This is a genomic window from Nonomuraea sp. NPDC001699 (genome assembly GCF_053596455.1).
This window is the reverse complement of the sequence record NZ_JBSFGF010000020.1, coordinates 65,101-86,576: the sequence shown is the minus strand read 5'-3', so window position 1 is coordinate 86,576 and position 21,476 is coordinate 65,101. Positions and strand designations below refer to the sequence as shown.

The 21,476-nt window shown below is 72.5% G+C and carries 17 protein-coding genes; 10 read left to right on the top strand and 7 right to left on the bottom strand.

Annotated features, from left to right (window positions below; translation table 11 throughout):
* The first annotated feature begins 10 nt into the window (after window positions 1-10).
* From ACWCSU_RS39885 to ACWCSU_RS39855, 7 genes are all read left to right on the top strand, one after another.
* Window positions 11-787 carry a class I SAM-dependent methyltransferase gene (locus ACWCSU_RS39885; protein ID WP_357704243.1) on the top strand — a complete coding sequence of 259 codons (777 nt, stop codon included), beginning with the start codon at window positions 11-13 and terminating at the stop codon, window positions 785-787.
* Between the two features lie 226 nt (window positions 788-1,013).
* The gene (locus ACWCSU_RS39880) at window positions 1,014-3,179 is read left to right on the top strand and encodes a hypothetical protein (protein WP_449941977.1); all 2,166 of its coding nucleotides are present in this window, start codon (window positions 1,014-1,016) and stop codon (window positions 3,177-3,179) included.
* A 6-nt stretch (window positions 3,180-3,185) separates the two neighbouring features.
* Window positions 3,186-5,006 carry a UvrD-helicase domain-containing protein gene (locus ACWCSU_RS39875; RefSeq protein ID WP_357704239.1) on the top strand — a complete coding sequence of 607 codons (1,821 nt, stop codon included), beginning with the start codon at window positions 3,186-3,188 and terminating at the stop codon, window positions 5,004-5,006.
* Window positions 5,007-5,054: 48 nt separating this feature from the next.
* Window positions 5,055-6,899 carry a sigma factor-like helix-turn-helix DNA-binding protein gene (locus ACWCSU_RS39870; protein WP_449941976.1) on the top strand — a complete coding sequence of 615 codons (1,845 nt, stop codon included), beginning with the start codon at window positions 5,055-5,057 and terminating at the stop codon, window positions 6,897-6,899.
* A 16-nt stretch (window positions 6,900-6,915) separates the two neighbouring features.
* Complete coding sequence (locus ACWCSU_RS39865; protein WP_449941975.1) at window positions 6,916-8,202, top strand: CysS/YqeB C-terminal domain-containing protein; 1,287 nt, start codon at window positions 6,916-6,918, stop codon at window positions 8,200-8,202.
* A 119-nt stretch (window positions 8,203-8,321) separates the two neighbouring features.
* Window positions 8,322-10,808: a penicillin acylase family protein gene (locus ACWCSU_RS39860; protein WP_449941974.1), complete on the top strand. Its 2,487-nt coding sequence runs from the start codon at window positions 8,322-8,324 to the stop codon at window positions 10,806-10,808.
* A gap of 250 nt (window positions 10,809-11,058) precedes the next feature.
* Complete coding sequence (locus tag ACWCSU_RS39855) at window positions 11,059-11,910, top strand: hypothetical protein (protein WP_449941973.1); 852 nt, start codon at window positions 11,059-11,061, stop codon at window positions 11,908-11,910.
* Between the two features lie 15 nt (window positions 11,911-11,925).
* Here ACWCSU_RS39855 and ACWCSU_RS39850 read toward each other — a convergent pair whose 3' ends face one another.
* The gene (locus ACWCSU_RS39850) at window positions 11,926-12,351 is read right to left on the bottom strand and encodes a hypothetical protein (protein WP_357704229.1); all 426 of its coding nucleotides are present in this window, start codon (window positions 12,349-12,351) and stop codon (window positions 11,926-11,928) included.
* Window positions 12,352-12,426: 75 nt separating this feature from the next.
* Here ACWCSU_RS39850 and ACWCSU_RS39845 point away from each other — a divergent pair, with 75 nt between their 5' ends.
* Window positions 12,427-13,398, top strand: coding sequence for a hypothetical protein (locus ACWCSU_RS39845; RefSeq protein ID WP_449941972.1), 972 nt, complete (start codon window positions 12,427-12,429; stop codon window positions 13,396-13,398).
* 299 nt (window positions 13,399-13,697) lie between these two features.
* Here ACWCSU_RS39845 and ACWCSU_RS39840 read toward each other — a convergent pair whose 3' ends face one another.
* Entirely contained in the window at window positions 13,698-14,039 is a 342-nt protein-coding gene (locus ACWCSU_RS39840) for a cupin domain-containing protein (protein WP_449941971.1), read from the bottom strand.
* A gap of 53 nt (window positions 14,040-14,092) precedes the next feature.
* Between ACWCSU_RS39840 and ACWCSU_RS39835 the strand changes: the two genes are divergently transcribed.
* Complete coding sequence (locus ACWCSU_RS39835; RefSeq protein ID WP_449941970.1) at window positions 14,093-14,692, top strand: TetR family transcriptional regulator; 600 nt, start codon at window positions 14,093-14,095, stop codon at window positions 14,690-14,692.
* Window positions 14,693-14,828: 136 nt separating this feature from the next.
* Here ACWCSU_RS39835 and ACWCSU_RS39830 read toward each other — a convergent pair whose 3' ends face one another.
* The 3 genes from ACWCSU_RS39830 to mshB are packed head-to-tail and all read right to left on the bottom strand — an operon-like array spanning window position 14,829 to window position 16,701.
* On the bottom strand, window positions 14,829-15,323 hold the full coding sequence (locus ACWCSU_RS39830) for a flavin reductase family protein (protein WP_357704221.1): 495 nt from the start codon (window positions 15,321-15,323) through the stop codon (window positions 14,829-14,831).
* Window positions 15,324-15,340: 17 nt separating this feature from the next.
* Complete coding sequence (locus ACWCSU_RS39825) at window positions 15,341-15,760, bottom strand: DUF6113 family protein (protein ID WP_449941969.1); 420 nt, start codon at window positions 15,758-15,760, stop codon at window positions 15,341-15,343.
* Between the two features lie 11 nt (window positions 15,761-15,771).
* On the bottom strand, window positions 15,772-16,701 hold the full coding sequence (gene mshB / locus ACWCSU_RS39820) for an N-acetyl-1-D-myo-inositol-2-amino-2-deoxy-alpha-D-glucopyranoside deacetylase (RefSeq protein ID WP_449941968.1): 930 nt from the start codon (window positions 16,699-16,701) through the stop codon (window positions 15,772-15,774).
* 44 nt (window positions 16,702-16,745) lie between these two features.
* Between mshB and ACWCSU_RS39815 the strand changes: the two genes are divergently transcribed.
* Window positions 16,746-18,812 carry a S9 family peptidase gene (locus tag ACWCSU_RS39815; protein WP_357704215.1) on the top strand — a complete coding sequence of 689 codons (2,067 nt, stop codon included), beginning with the start codon at window positions 16,746-16,748 and terminating at the stop codon, window positions 18,810-18,812.
* On the opposite strand, the gene ACWCSU_RS39810 is transcribed toward ACWCSU_RS39815, so the two are convergent.
* Both ACWCSU_RS39810 and ACWCSU_RS39805 read right to left on the bottom strand, forming a co-directional pair.
* Entirely contained in the window at window positions 18,809-19,672 is an 864-nt protein-coding gene (locus tag ACWCSU_RS39810) for an ABC transporter permease subunit (protein WP_449941967.1), read from the bottom strand. The two genes, ACWCSU_RS39815 and ACWCSU_RS39810, sit on opposite strands and share 4 nt — an antisense overlap.
* 27 nt (window positions 19,673-19,699) lie before the next feature.
* Window positions 19,700-21,475 (bottom strand): ABC transporter ATP-binding protein, encoded by a 1,776-nt coding sequence (locus ACWCSU_RS39805; RefSeq protein WP_449941966.1) that lies wholly within the window; start codon window positions 21,473-21,475, stop codon window positions 19,700-19,702.
* Window position 21,476 lies beyond the last annotated feature (1 nt).

Here is a 21,476-nt window from a genome sequence, read left to right as displayed (position 1 = left end):
GCTGATCGTCTTGCGATACGACGCACCGAGCTTGGAGCGGTGGAACAGTCGCGCCTACGACAGCAGTTTCGGGTACGTCTCCACCCAGGGCGCGCCGCTGGTCGACCTGCTCGACCCACAGCCCGGGGAGCGCGTGCTCGACCTCGGGTGCGGCACCGGGGTGCTGACCGCGCAGATCGCCTTCAGGGGCGCGGACGTCCTGGGCATCGACGGTTCCGCCGCGATGATCGAGAAGGCGCTGGCCCAGTACCCGGGGATCGACTTCATCATCGGCGACGGCCACGACTTCACCGTGGTCGACCCGTACGACGCCGTCTTCTCCAACGCGGCGCTCCACTGGATGAGCCGCGACCCCGCCACCGTGATCGCCAACGTCCGCGAGGCGCTGAAGCCGGGCGGCCGGTTCGTCGCGGAGATGGGCGGCGCGGGCAACTGCGCGGAGCTGACCGCCGCGATGCTGACCGCCTGGCGCGAGTACGGCCTACGCGAGCCCGATTTGCCCTGGTATTTCCCCACGCCCGCCGAGTACGCGCGACGGCTGGAGCAGGAGGGCTTCGTGGTCCGGCTGCTGGAGTACTTCGACCGGCCGACCCCGCTCGACGAGTGCCCCGGCGGGGCCGCCGACTGGGTGCGCATGTTCGCCTCGTCCGTGCTCGAAGGGCTGCCGCCGGAGATCGTGGAGCCCCTGCTGGGGCGGGTCAACGAGCTGGCCGCGCCCGCGCTGCGCAGGGAGACGGGCTGGATGGCCGACTACGTGCGTCTACGCTTTGCCGCTGTTCGGCGCTGATGCGTAGTGCATGATGCGTAGGGCTGTTTTGCCGGACTATGGTCTGTTCCGTGGGCGGCGAGATGTTGGCTGCGCCGCTCCGGCGGCGTGAGGGGCTGGTGAACGGAACGGGATGAACTTCTGCCTGAGCGACCTCGTTCCACCTTTGAGGTGGAGCGACGCGTCGACGATCACGCTACTGACCGGGCAACCGGATCTGCCGGACGCGTGGTGGCGAAGCCTGCCCATGCCGCTGGTGCTCACGGCCATCGGCCCGGAGTCGCTGGGCGAGCTGCTGACGGAGATCGCGCTGGAGCACTGGCCGGCCGCCGCCGTCGGTGACGTCCTGCCGGCTCTGCACGTCCTGGACCCGGACGAGGCCGACGAACCCGCCGTCGCCATCGCGCTCGACCGCGCCGGGTCGTGGACGGGGCTGCTCTCGCTGACCGGGCGGGAGCTGGTGGACCAGCCGTTCATCCAGGCTCGGCCGGTGCTCAACACGCTGTTCGGGGCGGTGCTCGTACGGCTCGCGCATCCGTACGCGGGTGGGCGGCAGGTGGAGGCGCACGTACCGGCGGGGCTGGTGGCTCCGGCCTCCGCGGAGGCGGACCTTCCCCGGACGCCCGCGCCGCACGGCGCCGAGCACCCCGCCCCGGAGCCTGCGGTCGCCGAGGCCGCGCTTCATGAGGGCTCGTTCGGCGAGGACGCGCCCGAGGAGGACGTGGCGGCCGAGGACCTGGCTGCGGAGAGGGCCGCTGACGAGGGGGCCGCTGACGAGGGGGCCGCTGACAAGGGTGCGGGGCGCGACGGCGAGCCGGTGCTCGACGCCGACTCCGAGCCGGTCGTCGAGGAGGGGCTTCGGCCCGAACCGGAGCCCGTGCTCGACGCCGCCGATGAGCCCGCGCCCGAGCCCGCCGCCGAGGAGGCGTCCGCGCTGGAGGCGGCGCTGGAGGCCGAGGGCGTCGGCGGCGAGCCGGCGTCCGAGCCCGAGCCGGTGGAGGCGACCGCGCCGGACGATCACGACGAACGGCCCGAGCCCGCCGACCACCCTGAGGTCCTTGAGGCTTCGGCGGGAGAGGAGCCGGCCCAGGCCGCGGCGCCCGCCGACCACCTGGAGGTCCCTGAAGCCCTGGTGGAGGAGGAGCCCGCCGAGGCCGCGGAGCCCGAGGTCCCCGCCGACCACCCGGAGGTCCCTGAAGCCCTGGTGGAGGAGGAGCCGGCCCAGGCCGCAGCGCCCGCCGACCACCTGGAGGTCTCTGAGGCCCTGGTGGAAGTGGAGCCCGCCGAGGTCGCGGAGCATGAGGCTCACGGCGAGGACGCCGTGGCAGACTCGCAGGGTGAGGCCGATGGGCCGGATGGGCAGGAGCTGCCCGAGCTGATCGAGGCCGCGTTCGCCGGGCTCGACGACAAGAGCTGGGCCGTGGCGCAGAACCGGGTCTTCACCGACGAGCCCTCGGCGGTCGACCAGCTCGCCAAGCTGTTCGCCGTCCCCCCGGCCGACATCTCCGCCACCGAGCAGGAGCTGCGCGTCCGCCTCGACCACTGGCTGGCCAGCGAGGAGGCCGCGCCGTACCGCGCCCACCTGGACGAGCTGCGCAGGACGCTGGGCCCGGCCGCCCCCAAGGAGCAGCTGATCGGCGCGGCCGACTGGCACGCCAGGGAGATCCGCGCGCTGGAGGTCCCGGCCTGGCAGTTCGTGCTGGCGACGCTGCCCGCGCAGACCGCCCAGCCCCGCCCGCCGGCGGAGTTCCAGCAGCCGCACTCGGCGTTCGGCTCGATGCAGCCGCCACCTCCGCTGCCGCCGCCCCCGCCTCCGCCCGGCCCGCCGCAGTTCCAGGCGTTCACGCCGGCCCCGCCGCCCGTGGAGGCCAACGGCGGGGAGCAGAACAAGCCGTACCAGCCGCTCAAGGACGTCTCCCAGACCAGGCGCTGCTTCCGCCAGCCGGACGGACGCTGGTGGCTGCGGATCGACGTGACCGCCGAGCAGCTCGCCGGCGGCGAGTGTGCCCTCCCGACGGGCTTCGCGGCCTACCTGGGCCTGTCCCCCGGCGAGAGCAGGGCGGTCAGGAGCGCGGCAGGCGAGCTGACCATGACCTGGCACGGCAGGCCGGTGCTGGAGTCCATCGAGCGCCTGCTCGTGGACGTCGGCGCCAAGGAGGGCGGGCACCTGTTCCTCACGCTGTCGGACGAGGGCGTGCTGCGGGCCCGTCACCTGCCGGTCGCCGCCCAGAACGCCGAGAACATCACCAAGGCGCTGCGCCTGGTCGGCTACACGGCGCCGGGCGGCACCCGGGACCAGGCGGCCAGGGTGATCGCGACGAGGATCGGCCTGACCGGCCCCGTCGGGCTGCCGGACCTGCTCACCAGGCTCCGCGAACGCGGCGACCGCGACCTGCTCGCCCTCTTGGACTGACCGCCCGTGCCGCGGCTCGCGATCGGCCCTGACTTCCCAGGGGAGCTCGGCGCACTGGCTCAGCCGGTGCGCAGGGACGCCGTGGTCGCGCTGCGCCGTTTCCTGCTGAACGTGTCCGGAGCCCCGCATCCCGAGCGGGTGCGGGGCTGCCGGGACGCGAAGGTCGCGACGCTGCGCCTGGCCGACGGGCATCGCGGCGTGGTGGTCCGGCAGCGTGACGTCTACTGGCTGCTGTCCGTACGTCCCGACCCCGAGGCCTGGTCGTACGCCCAGCGGCACCGGTACGGCGTCAACCCGGTGATCGGCGTCGTCGAGGAGTGGGACGCCGAGACCCTGGAACGGGTCGAGCCCGCCTTACGCAGATCGGCCCGCCCGTCGCGGCTGTTCGAGCAGATATGCGACGGCGACCTGCTCGCGCTCGGCATCGACGTGCACGCGCTGCCCCTGGTCAGGCTGATCTCCACCGAGGCCGACGTGGCCGCGCTCGAACCGCTGCTGCCGCCCACGCAGCACGCGCCGCTGGCCGTGCTGGCCCGGGGCGGCACGCTGTCGGAGGCGTGGCGGGAGCTGGACAACTGGCGCGCCCGGGACGAGGAGCCCGGCGCGATCGACCCCGACGACCTGCACGCGGCGCTGCTGCGCAGCCCGGACCGCGCGGTGTTCGCGGCCGACAAGGTGGAGCTCGACCGGGTGCTCGGGGCCCCGGACTGGTGCACGTTCCTGCATCCGACGCAGCACCGGCTGGCCAGGACCGGACGGTACGAGCAGCCGGTGCTGGTCGTGGGCGGCGCGGGCACCGGCAAGACGATCATCGCCCTGCACCGGGCGGCCTATCTGGCGGCGCGCGGCAGCGGGCCGGTGCTGCTGGTGACGTTCTCGCAGGGGCTGGCCGAGGAGCTGTCCGGCCGCCTGGACGTGCTGATCGACGACGAGAGCGTGCGCAAGCGCGTCGAGGTGGACAACGCCGAGCGCCTGGCCATGCGGATCGTCACCGACGCGGAGGGACGCCGTCCTCCCCTGGTCGGCCCGGGGGCCCGGTCGCTGGCCCAGCTCACCGACGAGGCGATCAGGCTCCTGTCGATCACGACCGGCGACCTGCTGGACGACGTGGAACCGGGGCGCAAGCCGTACCGGCACATCGTGGTGGACGAGGCGCAGGACATCAGCCCGGCGCAGTGGCGGCTGCTGCGGGCGGCGGCGCCGCACGCGCACGACGACCTGTTCGTGGTGGGCGACCCGCACCAGCGGGTGACCGACACGCGGGTGGCGCTCGGCGCGGTGGGCATCCCGGCCGTCCAGCACGACCTGCGCATCTCCTACCGGCTGCCGCAGGAGATCCTGTCCTACGTGGTCCGGCTGCGCGGCGGCGGCCCGGCGAACGGCCTGGTCAAGGGCGTGGCCGAGCTGTACGGCTACCGCGCCACGCACAACGGCCGGCGGCCGGTGATCCGGTCCTACGACACGCCCGAGTCCGAACTGGCCGGGCTGCGCACCACGGTCGGCGGCTGGCTGGCGGACGGCGTGCCGGAGGGCGAGATCGCCGTCGGCGCGCGCACCCCCACGCTGGCCCGCGCCGCCCGCGAGGCCCTGGACGGGCTGGACGTGCGTGTGGCGACCTTCCAGCATCTCAAGGGGCTGGAGTTCGACCGGGTGGCACTCGTCGGCGTGGCGGAGGGCGTGGTGCCCGGGTCGCTGCCCGAGGAGCCCGCCGCGCGGGCCCGAGCGCTGCAACGCGAGCGGAGCATACTGTTCGTCGCCTGCACACGGGCCCGAACGATGCTCTATATCTCGCATTCCGGAAGGGGGAGCCCATTTCTGTCCCCCTGATCACATAGTCTGAACTGCGGATATCTTCCCTTTGCCGGTTGGACCTCAATGAACCTCAGCCTGAGCGACCTCGCGCCACCCCTGCGCTGGACCTCCCCTGGTCAGATCGCGCCGATCGTGGAGGAGCCCCAGCTGCCCGAGGCCTGGTGGCAGGCGATCCCCCTCGACCGCGCGTGCGCGATCGTCGGGACGCAGACCGTGGCGGGTCACCTGGCCGATCTGGCCGTGGCCTGCTGGGGGCACCTGCTGCTCGGCGACATCCTGCCGCTGCTGCGTTTCAGCGACCCCGCCGAGGCCGAGCGCACTCCGGAGTCGCTGGGCAAGGACGTGGTGCAGAAGCTGTTCAGCGGTGTGTTCGAGCGGCTGCTCGAACCCGCGCCCGCCGCAGTGCCCGCCCCGTCCAGGCCCGACAAGCCCCTGCCCGAGCTGATCGACGCGGTGTTCGCGGCCCTCGACGAGCGGCAGCGCGCCATCGCCCGCGACCGGCTCTACGCGGCGCAGCGCGCCACGCTCGACGAGCTGGCGCAGCGCTTCTCGGTCACGCGCGAGCGGATCAGGCAGATCGAGCGTGACCTGCGCGACCACGTGGAGGCGTGGCTGGGCTCGCCGGAGGCGGCGGCGCTGGTGGCGCACGTGGCGTGGCTGAGGGGCAGGCTGGGGTCCGCGGTCCCGGCCGACGACCTCGCGGCCGCCGTCCCGTGGCACCGCGGCGACCTGCGCACGCTGGGCATCCCCGCGTGGCGGTTCGTCCGTACGCTGCTGACCGGCTACGAGCAGGCCGACGGATGGCTGGTCTCCGGCGGGGCCGACGAACTGCGGGAGAAGACGCGGCAGCTCTTCGCCGACGGGCCGCGTCCGCTCGGCGAGGCGGTGTCCATGGTGTCCCAGCTCGGCGTCCGTGAAGACGTCGCCGAGCGGTGGATCCTGGCCGTGCCGCAGCTTCGCGTGCTGGGCCGGCACGTGGTGCCCTGGCCGCGCAGCATCAACGAGAAGGCCGAGGCGGTGCTGGCGGTGGCGGGCACGCCGCTGGCGCCCGAGGAGATCCAGGAACGCATCGGCGAGGACTACAGCCTGGTCGGCATCCGCAACCAGCTCACCGCCGACGAGCGCTTCCGCCGGGTGGACCGGAACAAGTACGGGCTGACCAGGTGGGGCGGCGACGAGTACCTGGGCATCAGGGAGATGATCGCCAGGGAGATCGAGCGGGCCGGCGGCGAGGCCTCGGTGAGCACGATCGTGACGAACCTGACCTCCCGCTACGACGTGAGCGAGAGCTCGGTGCGCGCCTACTCGGGCGGCCCGGGGTTCGAGCGCACGCAGCGGGGCTGGATCAGGGTGGCCGGCACGTCGCCCACCGGGGAGTCGGAGCCGTACCAGCCGCGCAAGGACGTCTCCGAGACGCGGCGCAGCTTCCGCTCCCGCGACGGCCGCTGGTGGCACCGCGTGGACGTCAACGCCGAGCACCTGCGCGGTTCGGGCTCGCCCCTGCCGACGGGGTTCGCCGCCTACCTGGGCATGGCTCCCGGCGGTTCGCTGACCGCCTCTACGCCGTCGGGCGACGTGGTGATCAGCTGGCACAACCAGCCGACCATGGGGTCGATCCGCAACGTGCTGGCCGACTTCAAGGCGAGCGAGGGCGACCACGTGTTCCTGACCGTCTCCGACGGCGGCGAGCTGCTGACCCGCTACCTGCCCGCGGCCGCCGTGGCGATGCCGCCGCTGAACCGGGCGCTGTACCTCATCGGCTACACCGCGCCGGTGCACTCGGAGATGGAGGGCCTGCGGCTGATCGGGGCCCGCATCGGCATGCCCGACACGGCCACCCGCGAGGAGGTGCTGGCCAGGCTCCGCGAGCGCGGGGACAGGGACATCCTCGGCTTCCTCGGCGGGTGAGGGCTAGGCTCGGGTGATGTTGCGGATCCACGACACCCGGGCCAGGCAGGTCGAGGAGCTCGCGGGCGGGCGGGCGGTGCGCATGTACACGTGCGGGCCGGCGCCCGGCCGCCGCGCCCATCTGGGCGACCTGCGCACGTACGTGCTGTCCGACCTGGTCAGGAGGGTGCTGGAGCGGCGGCGTACGCGGGTCGTGGCGTGCCGCAACGTCACCGACCTCTGGCCGCTCGCCGGGGAAGATCCTGGGCCCGACCTGGTCCGCCGGCACGAGGACGACTTCAGGAGCGACACGGCCGCGCTCAACCTCCGGCCGCCGGAGCACAGCCCGCGTTCCAGCGAGACCGTCGACGCGATGATCGAGCTGATCGTCAGGCTCGTCGAGCGGGGGCACGCGTACGCGGCGCCGGACGGCTCGGTGAACTTCGACGTACGGACGTTCCCGACGTACGGGGAGATCTCCGGCAAGCGTCTGGACGACGTCAAGCCCGGCGAGCCGTCCGGCTGGGCCCTGTGGCTACCCGCCGACGGCGACCAGGGCCGGGACGCGCCCTGGGGGCGTGGCCTGCCCGGCCCGCACGTGGAGTGCTCGGCCATGTCGCTGCGCCACCTCGGCGAACGGATCGACCTCCACCTCGGCGACGCCGGCCTGCGCTTCCCGCACCACGAGGACGTACGCGCCCAGTCGGACGCGGCGACCGGCCACGAGGTGGTGCGCCACTGGGTGCACGGCGGGAGCCTGCTGTTCGGCGGGCGCGAGCCGGCCGGGTCCACGGGGAACGTGGTGCTGCTGACGGACGTGGTGGCGGCCGGGCTCGACCCGCTGGCGGCGCGCCTGGCGTTCCTGGAGCACCACTACCGGCAGCGGCTCGACCTCACCTGGGACGTCCTGCGGGCCGCCGACCGCACGGTCCGGCGGTGGCGGGCGCGGGTGGCCGAGTGGTCGGAGTCGCCCAGCGCGCCCATGGCCTCCTCGTACGCCGAGCGCGTCGAGTCCGCCTTCGACGACGACCTGGACACCCCGGCGGCGCTGCGGATCCTGCGGGAGCTGGAGCGGGACGAGTCGGTGGCGCCCGGGTCGAAGTTCGAGACGTTCCTGCACCTGGACCAGGTGCTGGCGCTCGACCTGTCCACGGAGATCGGCAAGCCCCGGGGGCTGCCCGCCGGGGCCGGTGAGCTGCTGGAGCGGCGCGACCGCGCGCTGGAGGCGAACGACTGGGCGGCGGCCGACCTGCTGCGGGACGAGCTGGCCGAGCTGGGGGTCCGCGTCACCGACACGCCCGAGGGGCAGAGCTGGGCCCTCTGATCGGGAGCAACTCCGCCCAAGGCGCTCCGACCACCTGAAACGGCCGGAGCAGTGAGCCGGTACTGCCAGACTTGTTCCAGTTCGGCAAGATGGAGGTATCGGTGAGACCCTTTGCGTGGATGCCGTGGCCTTTGCGGTGGTTCGCCCGGGTGTTGACCGTGCTTCTCGCGCTGGCGATCGTGCTGGCCGGGGTCCTGGTGTACACCGTACGGAAATCGTTCCCACAGCTGGACGGGACGCTGCGGTTGCCCGGCCTAACCAGCAAAGTAGAGATTTATCGCGATAAATCGGGGATTCCGCATATCTACGCCGACACTTCGGCGGACCTGTTCATGGCGCAGGGTTTCGTCCACGCCCAGGACCGGTTCTTCGAGATGGACTTCCGCCGCCACACCACCGCCGGACGCCTCTCCGAGCTGTTCGGCAAGGCCACGCTCGGCAACGACAAGGCGCTGCGGACCATGGGCTGGCGCAGGGTGGCCGAGCAGGAGCTGCCCGGCCTCGACCGGCAGACCCAGGACTTCCTGGCCGCGTACGCGAAGGGCGTGAACGCCTGGCTGGACGCCAACCCCAACGCCTCCGACCGCAGCCTCGAATACTCGGTGCTCAAGCTGCAGAACGGCGACTACCGGCCGGAGAAGTGGACCGCGGTCGACTCCGTCGCCTGGCTCAAGGCCATGGCCTGGGACCTGCGCTCCAACATGGAGGACGAGATCGACCGCGCCCTGGCGCTGACCAAGCTGCCCAAGGAGCGCGTCGACCAGCTCTACCCCGGCTACCCGTACGACCGGCACGCCCCGATCGTCGGCGAGGGCGCGCTCTCCCAGGGCCGCTACGACCAGCGGGCCGAGCCGCAGACCGGCGGCGTGCGCGCGCTCTCCCAGGCCGCCGCGACGCTGGACGCCGTGCCCAGCACGATGAGCAGCGAGGAGCGCGAGGGCATCGGGTCCAACTCCTGGGTGGTCTCCGGCCGGCACACCACCAGCGGCAAGCCGCTGCTGGCCAACGACCCGCACCTGTCGCCGCAGATGCCGTCCGTCTGGTACCAGGCCGGGCTGCACTGCAGGACGCTGTCCGCGAAGTGCCCGTACGACGTCACCGGGTTCACCTTCTCCGGCGTGCCCGGCGTGATCATCGGGCACAACGACAAGATCTCGTGGGGGTTCACGAACCTCGGTCCCGACGTGGCCGACCTCTTCCTGGAGAAGGTGGACGGCGACACGTACCTGTACAAGGGCGAGCAGGTCAAGCTGGAGACCAGGCAGGAGCAGATCAAGGTGGCGGGCGGCGACCCCGTCACGATCACCGTGAAGAGCACCCGGCACGGTCCGCTGATCAACGAGGTGATGGAGGACGCCCGGCCCAGCGGCGAGGCGAACGCCGTGGCGCTCCAATGGACCGCGCTCACCCCCGGCAGGACCGTGGACGCGATCTTCGCGCTCAACAAGGCGGGCGACTGGCCCGAGTTCCGGTCGGCGGCGGCGCTGTTCGAGGTGCCGTCCCAGAACCTGATCTACGCCGACACCAGCGGCAAGATCGGCTACCAGGCGCCCGGGCGCATCCCCGTACGGGAGAAGGGCGACGGCACCTGGCCGGTGCCCGGCTGGACGGGCGAGTACGACTGGAAGGCCGAGCCCATCCCCTACGACCAGCTCCCCACGCTGGAGGACCCGGCCGACGGGTTCATCGTCACGGCCAACAACGCCGTCATCGACCCCCGCCGCTACAAGCCGCTGCTGACCAAGGACTGGTCCTACGGCTACCGCTCCCAGCGCATCCGCGAGCTCGTCGAGAACGCGATCGCGAAGGGCAAGATCGACGCCGGGACGATGTCGGACATCCAGCAGGACACCTCCAACGAGTTCGCCGAGACGCTGGTGCCCGCGCTGCTGCAGGTGGACCTGGCCGGGTCCGCCCGCCAGGCCCGCGAGCTGCTCAGGAACTGGGACCACTCCCAGGGGCTCGACTCCGCGCCCGCCGCCTACTACAACGCGGTGTGGCGGCACCTGCTCATGCTCACGTTCGACGACGACCTCCCCGAGCAGGTGTGGCCCGCCGGCGGCGACCGCTGGTACGACGTCGTCGCCAACCTCCTCACCGCCCCCGAGGACCCCTTCTGGGACGACGTGACCACCAAGAACCTCACCGAGACCCGCGACGACATGCTGCGGCAGGCGATGGCCTCGGCGTACCAGGAGCTGTCCGAGCTGTTCGGCACGGACGTCAAGTCCTGGAAGTGGGGCGATCTGCACCAGCTCGAACTGGTCAACGGCACGCTCGGCACCTCGGGCCTCGCGCCGGTGGAGGCGCTGTTCAACCGCGGCCCGTTCGCCGTCCCGGGCAACAAGGACGCGGTGAACGCGACCGGGTGGAACGTGCAGAAGGGGTACGGGGTCACCGCGGTGCCGTCGATGCGCATGGTCGTGGACCTGTCGGACCTGGACAAGTCCCGCTGGATCAACCTGACGGGCGCCTCGGGACACGCCTTCCACGACAACTACTGGGACCAGGCCGAATCCTGGGCCCGAGGCGACCTCCTCCCGATGTACTCCAAGCCCGAGTCCGTCAAGAACGCCGCCACCCACACCCTCACCCTCACCCCCTGACCCACCGCGCCGGCCCCCGCCCCGGGGCCGGCACCCATTTCCCGCCCGAGTTCCGCGAGCCGCGCCTCCCGACCGCGAGTTCCGGGCGGCGGGACCGAACCCCTGGGCCGCGCCTGAGTGTCGGCACCCCGCTCGTGCGTCCGGGGGGCGCGCGTTCCGGTCGGCGCGTCCGATGTACGACCGTGGTTGTAGTCGAAGGCCAGACCGTGGTCCGACGCGCAGGCGAACCCGCCGCTGTCAGCATGGCCGCATGACTCGCCTCCGGTACTCCGATCGCCTCTGGTACTCCGTCGGGGTCTTCCTCCTGCTCGTGGGCCTGGCACACCTGGGCGTGCTCGTCGTGGCGGGCGGTCCGTGGGAGGGGGCCGTGTCGTGGCGCAAGCCGTTCACGTTCGGGGTGTCGTTCGGGTTGAGCGTGCTGACCCTGACCTGGGTGTCCCAGTGGTTACGGCTGCGCGCCCGTGCCCTCGTCCTCGGGGCGTTCGCGGTGGCCTCCACGGTCGAGGTGGCCCTGATCACCCTTCAGGCGTGGCGCGGGGTGCCGTCCCACTTCAACATGGAGACCCCCCTCGACACGGCCATCGCCCGCACGCTGGCCGCGTTCGGCGTCACGCTCATCGTCATCGCGATCACCATGACGATCGCCGCCTTCCGCCCGGCTCCGGCGGTCGCCCCGAGCACCCGGCTGGCCGTGCGGGCCGGTTTCGCCACGCTGCTGGCGTCCATGGTGTTCGGCGGAATCATGATCGCTCGTGGCGTGGTCGAGGTGGTGACGGGCAACCAGCAGCTCGCCTACACGGTGGCCACCGCGCTCAAGCCGGCCCACGCCGTGCTCATGCACGGGGTGCTCCTCCTGCCGGCCCTGTCCTGGCTGCTGTCCCGCACGCTCCCGTCCGAGGGCGCGCGGCTGAGGGCCGTACGCCTGGCCACCTGGGCGTACGTCGCGGTGGCCGCGCTGGTGTCCGGCCTGGCCGTGGCCGGGGTCGCGGTCGTGGGGCCGTCCACGGCGTCGGTGTCGTCCGCCGGCGCGATCTCGGGTCTCGCCATCGTCGCGATCGCCCTGGGCCGGCTCAGACCCGGCCTCACCCAGGAGAAACTTTGAGGACGCGGGATTGGGTCAGCCGTTATGCCGTCGCGCCCTCCGCCACCACACGGGGGCACGCGGGTATCCACCGTCGTCGAGGTCGGCCAGCCGCTCGAACACGTTGTACGACGCCTGATGCCCGCACACGACGACCGACATCAGCATGGCCAGCAGGTAGAGCGGGAGCATCGGCAGCCCGACGCAGCAGGCCCACTGGGTGGCGTGCCGTCCTTCGTGCCGGATGAGCCGGTCGTCCAGCCAGTTGTGCCTGGTCAGGACGACGTTCCCCACCGTGAACGCGCCCGCGACGGGGAAGCGGTAGCGGTAGCCGAAGGCGAGGATGAGCCCGTCGGGGCCGGGTTGGCGGGCCGCGCCGCCGACGATCGAGATCAGTAGGCCGAGCGGGGTGGCGAGGTTCAGATAGTTCACCACCCGCCGGAACCGATAGCGCCTGTTCATGCGTCTCAGTCTTGACCAATCTTGACAAGTCGGAATAATGATCTGCGTCCTGAAATCTCCCACAAGAGCAGGATTATGAGATTTTCCATCCTGGGCGCGCTGCTCGGCACCGTTGCACTGGCCGGAGCCGGCGGAGTCGCGATCACCCAGACATCAGCCACCGATCCCCTACGATCCACCGATTCTCCCTCCGGCGCGCAGGTGGCGTTACCCGTCGCCGCGACCCCGACGGCAACACCGACGGCGACACCCACGGCGACGCCCACGGTCGGGGATTACACCGCCACGACGAAGGTGGTCAAGAAGAAGGGCGTCTCGTACTTGAATGTATCCGTCAAGTACGAGGGTGCGGCCCGCTTCACCGTGAAGCAGAAGGTGTGCAGGAGCAAGTCCTGCAAGAGCGCCACCGCCCAGGTCCCCGTCACCACCGGGGCCGGGGCGACCACGAAGAAGCTGGGCAAGGGCACGTACAAGGCGAGGGGCAAGCCGGCCGTCAAGGTCCAGCCGCTGCCCTGGCCGACCCGCACCGTGACGGTCTCACCGACCGCCACGGCCGCGCCGAGCGCGACGGCGACCGTGACGTCCACGGTGACCGAGCAGGCGACGGTGACCGCCACGGTCACCCAGCCCGGTCCCACCGTGACCGTGCCCGGCCCGACGGTGACCGTGCCGGGGCCGACCGAGACGGTGACGTTCACCTGTCAGCCCGCCCCGCCGACGGACACCCTCCCGCCCCCCGAACCGCCGACCGCCACGCCGTCGACCTCGGTCTCGGAGACCCCGGAGATGCCGGAGGCGCAGGCCCAGGCCGCCCCACCGGCGACCGACACCCCGACCCCCACCCCGACGCCGACGCCGAGCGTCCCGACCGACAACCCGACAAACGTGCCGACCGACGTACCGACGGACGTCCCCACGGGCGCACCGACGGACATCCCGACGTGCGCGCCGCCGACGGACCTCCCCTCCGAGACCCCGACCGCGACCTCGTCGGACACCGGCTCCCCCACCGACACCCCCACGCCGCCGGAGACCCCCACCCAGTAACCGACCGACACCACGCTTCACCCCGGGCCAGGCACAAACGCCTGGCCCGGCCCCATGTCCGCCCCCGGACCGTGACCAGGAAGCCCGCCCGTGCGCCAGACCGTCACCCTGGCAGGTCCCGCCCACGGTGGCGGACCGGTGATGACGTGCCGGGCACGGGCCACCGTCGGTGACGGCGACCTCGGTGTCAGGCGGGTGCCGGTGGCGTCCGGGCCGGTGCGGTTACGGTGACGTCCGGGCCGACGACAGTGGCGGACGGTGACGGCTGTGTGGAGCGGCCCGCCTTGGCGGGGTGTGTCTCACAGATCAGGGCCGAGCGGCGCTCCGGCGGGGACGTCGCCCGCCCCTTCCTTGAGCTCGACGAAGATCGCGTGGGTCTCGGTGTCGCCGATGTTCCGCCCGGCGTGCTCCTGGGCGCCGAGCCACCGGGCCTGCCCCGCCTCCAGGGACAGCTCGACCTGCTGCCCGCCCGAGGCCAGACGGCGGGTGAAGGACGACAACGTGATCATCACGCTGTCGGGATGGCCGTGCGGGCTGGTCGCGTCCCCAGGACGGTCCCGGTAGCGCAGGACCCGGACGCGCGCGTTCTCGAAGACCACCGTGTAGAGCTCGGGGTTCGTCGAAGTGGGATCGGCGCTCATGGACCACCTCACAGGGCGAGTCAGCTACATGGGACGACGGTACCATGATGGGCATGTCGGTACCATATGAGCAGACCGGCCGCCACCGGCAGAAGGCCCGCACCCGCGCAGCCCTGGTCGAGGCCGCCCGCCGCCTGCTGGCCGACGGCGCCGACCCCGCCGTCGAGGACGCCGCCGCCGCGGCCGGCATCTCCCGCACCACGGCCTACCGGTATTTCCCCAACCAGTACGCCCTGCTGGCCGCCGCCCATCCCCAGATCGAGCAGGCCTCCCTGCTCCCCGCGGACCCGCCCGCCGATCCCGCGGCCCGGCTGGACCTGGTGATGGCCGCCTTCACGCAGCTCACCCTCGACTGGGAACCGCAGTTGCGCACCTCGCTGCGGCTGTCCCTGCAACCCGGTGCCGCCCAGCCGCACCTGCGCGGCGGCCGCGCCATCGGCTGGATCGAGGACGCCCTAGCCCCGCTCCGCGACACCCACCCCGGCCTGGACGTCCACCGCCTGGCCGTGGCGATCCGCTCGGCCACCGGCATCGAGTCGCTGGTCTGGCTCACCGACATCGCCGGGCTCACCCACCGGCAGGCGGCCGACACCATGCGCCGGTCGGCGCGGGCCCTCCTGTCCGCCGCCCTCGACGAGCACACCCACCCTTGACGGGACAGACGCGTTGACCGCGACGCCCCGCCCCTGACCGAAGCGACCCACCTTCGCCCGGCACGGGCCTCCACACAACGCGGGCCGCCGCACGTGAGGTCAGGCAGGACCCTGAGGTCGGGCGGAGGCCGTGGGGTCAGAGGTTCTTGTAGCGGCCGTCGTGGTACAGCAGCGGAGGCCCGTCCGCCGGGGTGCCGAGGGCCGTCACCCGGCCGAGCACGATCGAGTGGTCCCCGCCGTCGTACACCGCCGTCGTGGCGACCTCCACCGTGGCCAGGGCGCCCGTGAACAGGGCCACCCCCGAGTCCCCGCGATGGTGCTCCCACCGGGACAGTTGCCCGTTCAGCGGACGGCCGCGATGGGCGAAGAAACGGGAGACGTCCTCCATGGAGGCGTGCAGCACCGACACCCCCCACACCCCGGCCTCGATCACCGCGTCGTGGAAACGGGCCACCTTCTCGGCGCAGAACAGCACGAGCAGGGGGTCGAGGGACACCGACGTGAAGGAGTTGACGGTCATCGCGTGGTCCACGCCGTCGAGCCGGGTCGTGACGATCGCGACTCCCGTGGCGAAGCGGCCGACGACCTTACGGTAGTTTCCCGGGTCCACATGCCGCTCTATGGAATGCACGACGTTACTTTATGCCTCTACGTCGGATTCTTTGGAGGTGGGTATCCCCGCAACAACCACGATCCCCCACCCGATGAGGGCGAGAACATGAACGCCACCACGAGAGCCAGCAATCCGCCATACAGGTAGGCATACCCCGCGGCCCCCTGGGAGATCACCAGATCCCCGGCGCTGAGCTGGAGCGTGAACGGCATCGTGACCAGCAGCCAGCCGAGCCCGGTCGCGAACGCCGCCAGCTTCGTCCGCATAAGCCTGCCCGCCCCCAGCGGGATCAGGAACAGCGCCAGCACCCACCCGATCGCCGCCCACGGCACGGCGCCGTGCTGGTCCTGGGCGTGCGTGAACCCGCCCACGACCCCGAGCACGACACCCAGCACGAACAGCATGCCGTACGCCGCCCCGCCCAGCGCCGACTCCGTCTGGCTGCGATGCTCCATGGGCAACGAGGTTAGTGGATGCCCGCGAAGAGATCGTTCTCGCGGTTGTGCGGCTCGCCGAGCCCCCCGGCGTCGACGGGCGGTCCGGGCACCGGCCGGCCGGGCACGCCGATGGCCAGGATGAAGTGCTCCACGCCGAGCACTTCCTGCCCGATGTTGTTGGACAGGGCGTACCACGGGCCGTCCACGGTGATCTGGGTGGCGTGGGCGCGCATGGCCTCCCGCTTGTTGCCGACCCAGGGGCGGGCGTCGATCTCGGTGGTGATGTCCTCGTCGGGGCTGCCGAAGGGCACGTCGTCGACGTCCTCGACGAGGAAGCCGTTGCCCGAGTCGCGCATCGCCTCGGCCGTGCGCCGCATGACGGACCTGGGCACGGCCGTGTGGTAGAACTTCGCGATCTGCCACGGCTCGTCCTGGCGCGGAGCCGGACGGCCACCCGGGACGTAGTCGGGCTTGGCGGCCAGCTCGAAGGCGCGGCGGGCCACCCGGTGGGCCTGGATGTGGTCGGGATGGCCGTAGAAGCCGTTGGCGTCGTACGTCACCAGCACCTGCGGGCGCACCTCGCGGATGACCTTGACCAGCTCGCCGGCCGCGTCGTCGAGGTCGGCCTGCCAGAAGGCGTTCGGCCGGTCGTTGGAGGCGACGCCCATCATGCCGGAGTCGCGCCAGCGGCCCGGCGTGCCGAGGAAGCGGTGGTCCTCGACGCCGAGCGCCTGGCAGGCGGCCGCCAGCTCGCCGATCCGGTACGGCCCGAGCAGGTCGTCGCGGTCGGCCGCCAGGTGGGCGAGGTCGGCGGGAATGACCTCGCCCTCCTCTCCGAGCGTGCAGGTCACCAGCGTGACGTGGGCGCCTTCCGCGACGTATTTGGCCATGGTCGCGCCGGTGCCGATCGACTCGTCATCCGGATGGGCGTGCACGAGCAGCAGGCGTCGATCAGTCATAGTCATGAGCGTAACAATGGCTGGATACTGGCAGGATTGAGCCCATGAGTGAGAGCTTCCCGCGACTGTCGGCAAGGACCCGCCGGTTCACCCTGGGAGTGCCCAGGGGGTTCACGATCTCGCCCGACGGCGGACGAGTGGTCTTCCTGCGCACGAAATCCGGCACCGACCCGGTCACCTGCCTGTGGGAGCTCGACACCGAAACCCACGTCGAACGCCTGGTGGTCGACCCCCGTACCCTCCACGCCGACGACGAGGACCTGCCGCCGGAGGAGCGCGCGCGGCGCGAGCGCAGCCGTGAGGCCGCGGGCGGCGTGGTGGCCTACGGCCCCGACGCGGCGCTGACCAGGGCGGCCTTCGCCCTGTCCGGCGGGCTCTACGTCGTCGAGCTGGCGAGCGGCGAGAGCCGCAGGCTGGAGACGCCGGGCGCGGTCGTCGACCCCCGGCTGTCCCCCGACGGGCGGCAGGTCGCCTACGTCACCGGCGGCGCGCTGTACGTCCAGGACCTCGCCTCGGGGCGCGGCCAGGTGCTCGCCACGCCGGAGTCGCCGACCGTCACCTACGGCCTGGCCGAGTTCATCGCCGCCGAGGAGATGGACCGGATGCGCGGCTACTGGTGGTCCCCGTCGGGCGACGCGCTGCTGGTCGAGCGGGCCGACGAGGAGCCGGTCGACACCTGGTACATCGCCGACCCGGCCAACCCCTCCCGTCCGGCCGTCGCCCAGCGCTACCCGGCGGCGGGCACGCCCAACGCCCGCACCGAGCTGTTCGTGCTCGGGCTCGACGGGTCGCGGGTGGCGGTGCCGTACGAGGAGGAGTACCTGACGACGGCCGCCTGGGACGACCACGCGCTGTCGATCGTGACGATGACGCGCGACCAGAAGACGTTGCGGCTGTTCTCCGTCGACCCGGCGACCGGCCGGTCCACGCCGGTCCGCGAGGACACCGACCCGGCCTGGGTCGACATCGTGACCGGCGTGCCCGCCCACCTCGACGACGGCTCGCTGGTCTGGGTGGCCACGTCCGAGGGCGGGCACCGGCTGTTCGTCGGCGACCGCGCGGTCACGCCGCCCACCCTCCAGGTGCGCTCGGTGCTCGACGTCGACCACGACAGCGTGCTGTTCAGCGCGAGCGGCGGCGACCCGACCGACGTCCATCTGTGGACCTGGGACGGTCACTCGCTGCTGCCGGTATCGACCCGTTCCGGGGTGTTCTCGGGGCGGATGTCCGGCGGCGTCGGCGTGCTGTCGGAGCAGAGCCTCGACGCCGAGGGCGTCTCGACCACGGTGGTGCGGCGCGACGGCATGGCGGTCCCGATCCCGTCGTACGCCGAGCGTCCCGGGCTCGACCTGCGGGTGTCGCTGGGGCGTTCGGGCCGCCGGGAGCTGGCCACGGCCGTGGTGCTGCCATCCTGGTACGAGCAGGGCTCGGGCAGGCTGCCGGTCCTGATGGACCCGTACGGCGGCCCGCACGCCCAGCGGGTGCTCAACCGGCGCGGCGCGTTCCTGGAGAGCCAGTGGTTCGCCGAGCAGGGCTTCGCCGTGATCGTGGCCGACGGCCGCGGCACGCCGGGCCGCGGTCCCGCGTTCGAGCGGGCGGTGCTGGGCGACCTGGCGACCCCGGCCCTTGAGGACCAGATCGACGCCCTGCAGGGCGTGGCCGAGCAGTACCCCGACGACCTCGACCTGTCGAGGGTGGCCATCCGCGGCTGGTCGTTCGGCGGCTTCCTGGCCGCGCTCGCCGTGCTGCGGCGTCCCGACGTGTTCCACGCGGCGGTGGCCGGCGCGCCGGTGACCGACTGGCGGCTCTACGACACCTGCTACACCGAGCGCTACCTGGGCCACCCCGACGAGCAGCCCGAGGTCTACGACAACTCCTCGCTGTTCGCCGACGCGCCCAAGCTCGAACGCCCGCTGCTGCTGGTCCACGGCCTGGCCGACGACAACGTGGTGGCCGCCCACACGCTGCGCCTGTCCTCGGCCCTGCTGGCGGCCGGTCGCCAGCACAGCGTGCTGCCGCTCTCGGGCGTGACGCACATGACGCCCCAGGAGGTCGTCGCCGAGAACCTGCTCCTGCTCCAGGTCGACTTCCTGAAGAAGGCGCTGGGCTAGGCGGCCCGGAGGGCGTCGAGCAGCCTCGACGCCCCCAGGCCGATCAGCACGACCATCCCCATGACCAGCATGAACACCCACACGGGGGCGCCGAGGTAGGCGAGCAGGCCCTGCGCGACGGCCAGGATCAGCACGCCGAGCACGGTGCCCGCGACGCCGGCGCGCTCGCCGTACGGGCTGGTGCCTCCGAGGAGGACGGCGGCGAGCGCGAACACGGTGCTGTAGAGCCCCTGGCTGCCGGGGGTCGCCGCGCCGAGGCGCAGCAGCAGCGCGATGCCGCCCGCGGCGGCGAGCATGCTCGACCCGGCGAGCCCGAGCACCGCGCCGGGCCAGCCGGCGCCCAGGTCCTTGCGCACCTCCTGCCGGGTCCACAGCAGGCCGCCGGCGATCGAGACGACCGCGAACACGGCGAACCCGAGCGGGCCGGGATAGAGCGCGGCGGTCTCCAGGGGGATCGTCCCGCCGCCGAGCAGCGCGACGACCAGGGCCTCGCACACGACGGCGGCCCCGAGCGTGACGGCCCAGGCCGGGGCCGACAAGACCATCGTGAACACGCTCATGGCGACCCCCGCGAGCCCGGCGAGCACGAGCGCGAGCAGCATCGCCAGCGGCAGCGGCACCCCGGCGGTCGCCGTGGACGCCACGAAGGCGCCGCTCGCGGCGGCGACGGCGCCCACGGCGAGGTTGGGCGTGCCGGTGCGCAGCGACAGGCCGAACCCCATGACGATCAGTCCGAGCTGCCCGGTCCGGGCGAGGACGTCGAGGACGAGCTCACTGCGCGTGGTGATCAGGACCAGCGCCAGGCCCAGGACGGCGAGGAGTCCGAGCACGCCTTCCCAGGCGCGCTGCCAGGTGCTCACTCCGACGATGCTGACAGCGCCGGACGATCACCGCAACCCCCCGGGCGTCGCCTGAGGGGCGGCGGGGGTGCCGTGCCAGCTCGCCCACAGGGCCGCGTACGAGCCGCCCTCGGCGACCAGCTCGTCGTGCGGGCCCAGCTCGATGATCCGGCCGTCCTCCACGACGGCCACCCGGTCGGCGTCGTGCGCGGTGTACAGCCGGTGGGCGATGGCGATCACCGTACGGCCCTCCAGGACGGCCGCCAGCGAGCGTTCCAGGTTCCGCGCGGCCCGCGGGTCGATCAGCGAGGTGGCCTCGTCGAGGACCAGCGTGTGCGGGTCGGCGAGGACCAGCCGCGCCAGGGCGAGCTGCTGGGCCTGGGCGGGCGGCACGGCCGTGCCGCCGGACCCGACCTCGGTCTCCAGCCTTTCGGGCAGGCCGTCCACCCAGTCGAGCGCGTCGACCGCGGCCAGCGCCGCGCGCACCGCCGCGTCGTCCGCGTCGGGGCGGGCGATCAGCAGGTTGTCGCGGACGGTGCCCTTGAAGACGTGGTGCTCCTGGGTGACCAGCGCGACGTGCCCGCGCAGGTCGTCGAGCGGCAGGTCGACCAGCGGCACGCCGCCCACGCTGACCTCCCCGGTACGCGGCCCGTGGATGCCGGCCAGCAGCCGTCCGAGGGTGGACTTGCCCGCCCCGGACGGGCCGACCATGGCCAGCCGCTCGCCCTGCTCGACGGTCAGCGACACGCCGTGCAGCACGTCGCGGCCCTCGCGGTAGGCGTACCGGACGTCGTCGGCCTTCAGCAGTTCGCCGGCCGGGCGGGCGGCGGAGGGCTCGCGGTCGTCGGGCACGTTGGCCACGCCGAGCAGCCGGGCCATGGCCGCGCCGCCCACCTGGAGCTCGTCGATCCACATGAGGAACCGGTCGAGCGGGTCGATGAGCTGCTGGGCGTAGACGACGGCGGCGGTGACCTGCTGGAGCGTCACCCAGTCGTTGGTGTAGAACAGGCCGCCGACCAGCAGCGTCGAGACCACCGGGATCACGTAGCCCAGCTCGACGGCGGGGAACCAGATCGTCCGCAGGCCGAGGGTGTACCGCTCGGCGGCGTAGGAGCGGCCGATGTCGCCGTCGGTGCGCCGGCGACGGCGTTCCTGCAGGCCCAGCGCCTCCACGGCCCTGGCGCCCTCGACGGTCTCGGCCAGCCCTTCGGTCATGTCGGCGTACGCGGCGTTCTCGCGCAGGTAGCCGTCGCGCGCCCGCTTCAGGTACCAGCGGGTCGCGAACCAGATCAGCGGGCCGGCGACGAGCATCGGCAGCATGAGCAGCGGGCTGACCAGCACCAGCGCGCCCACGGTGATCACGAAGGTGACCAGCGCGATGAGCGTCTCGGGCACGGCGTGCCGGACGGTCCTGGACAAGGAGTCGACGTCGCGGGACGTGCGGGTGATCAGGTCGCCCGCGCCGGCCCGCTCGACCGTGGACAGCGGCAGGCCGAGCACCCGGTCGACGAACTCCTCGCGCAGCTCGGCCAGCACCTTCTCGCCCAGCCTGGCCGAGGCCAGCACGGCGAAGCGGATCAGCAGGCCCTGGAGGAAGAGGAACGCGCCGATGACGGCGGCCACGAGCAGCCCGTTGACCTCGCCGCCGTCCTGGACGGTCTGGACCAGGCTGCCGAGCTGCCACGGCACGACGAGCCCGGCGACGGCGGCCAGGCCGTGCAGGGCCAGCGCGACGGTGAGCTGGCGCGGGTACTTCAGCGTCAGCCTGCGCGCGTAGGCGCGTACCTGTTTCCGGTCGGCGACCGGCAGGATCTCGCGGGCCATG

Coding starts and splice junctions, on each gene's coding strand:
- ACWCSU_RS39880 (WP_449941977.1), top strand. CDS start 1,014: ATGCCGCTGGTGCTCACGGCCATCGGCCCGGAGTCGCTGGGCGAGCTG.
- ACWCSU_RS39870 (WP_449941976.1), top strand. CDS start 5,055: ATGAACCTCAGCCTGAGCGACCTCGCGCCACCCCTGCGCTGGACCTCC.
- ACWCSU_RS39865 (WP_449941975.1), top strand. CDS start 6,916: ATGTTGCGGATCCACGACACCCGGGCCAGGCAGGTCGAGGAGCTCGCG.
- ACWCSU_RS39860 (WP_449941974.1), top strand. CDS start 8,322: ATGCCGTGGCCTTTGCGGTGGTTCGCCCGGGTGTTGACCGTGCTTCTC.
- ACWCSU_RS39855 (WP_449941973.1), top strand. CDS start 11,059: ATGACTCGCCTCCGGTACTCCGATCGCCTCTGGTACTCCGTCGGGGTC.
- ACWCSU_RS39850 (WP_357704229.1), bottom strand. CDS start 12,351: ATGAACAGGCGCTATCGGTTCCGGCGGGTGGTGAACTATCTGAACCTC.
- ACWCSU_RS39845 (WP_449941972.1), top strand. CDS start 12,427: ATGAGATTTTCCATCCTGGGCGCGCTGCTCGGCACCGTTGCACTGGCC.
- ACWCSU_RS39840 (WP_449941971.1), bottom strand. CDS start 14,039: ATGAGCGCCGATCCCACTTCGACGAACCCCGAGCTCTACACGGTGGTC.
- ACWCSU_RS39835 (WP_449941970.1), top strand. CDS start 14,093: ATGTCGGTACCATATGAGCAGACCGGCCGCCACCGGCAGAAGGCCCGC.
- ACWCSU_RS39825 (WP_449941969.1), bottom strand. CDS start 15,760: ATGGAGCATCGCAGCCAGACGGAGTCGGCGCTGGGCGGGGCGGCGTAC.
- mshB (WP_449941968.1), bottom strand. CDS start 16,701: ATGACTGATCGACGCCTGCTGCTCGTGCACGCCCATCCGGATGACGAG.
- ACWCSU_RS39815 (WP_357704215.1), top strand. CDS start 16,746: ATGAGTGAGAGCTTCCCGCGACTGTCGGCAAGGACCCGCCGGTTCACC.
- ACWCSU_RS39805 (WP_449941966.1), bottom strand. CDS start 21,475: ATGGCCCGCGAGATCCTGCCGGTCGCCGACCGGAAACAGGTACGCGCC.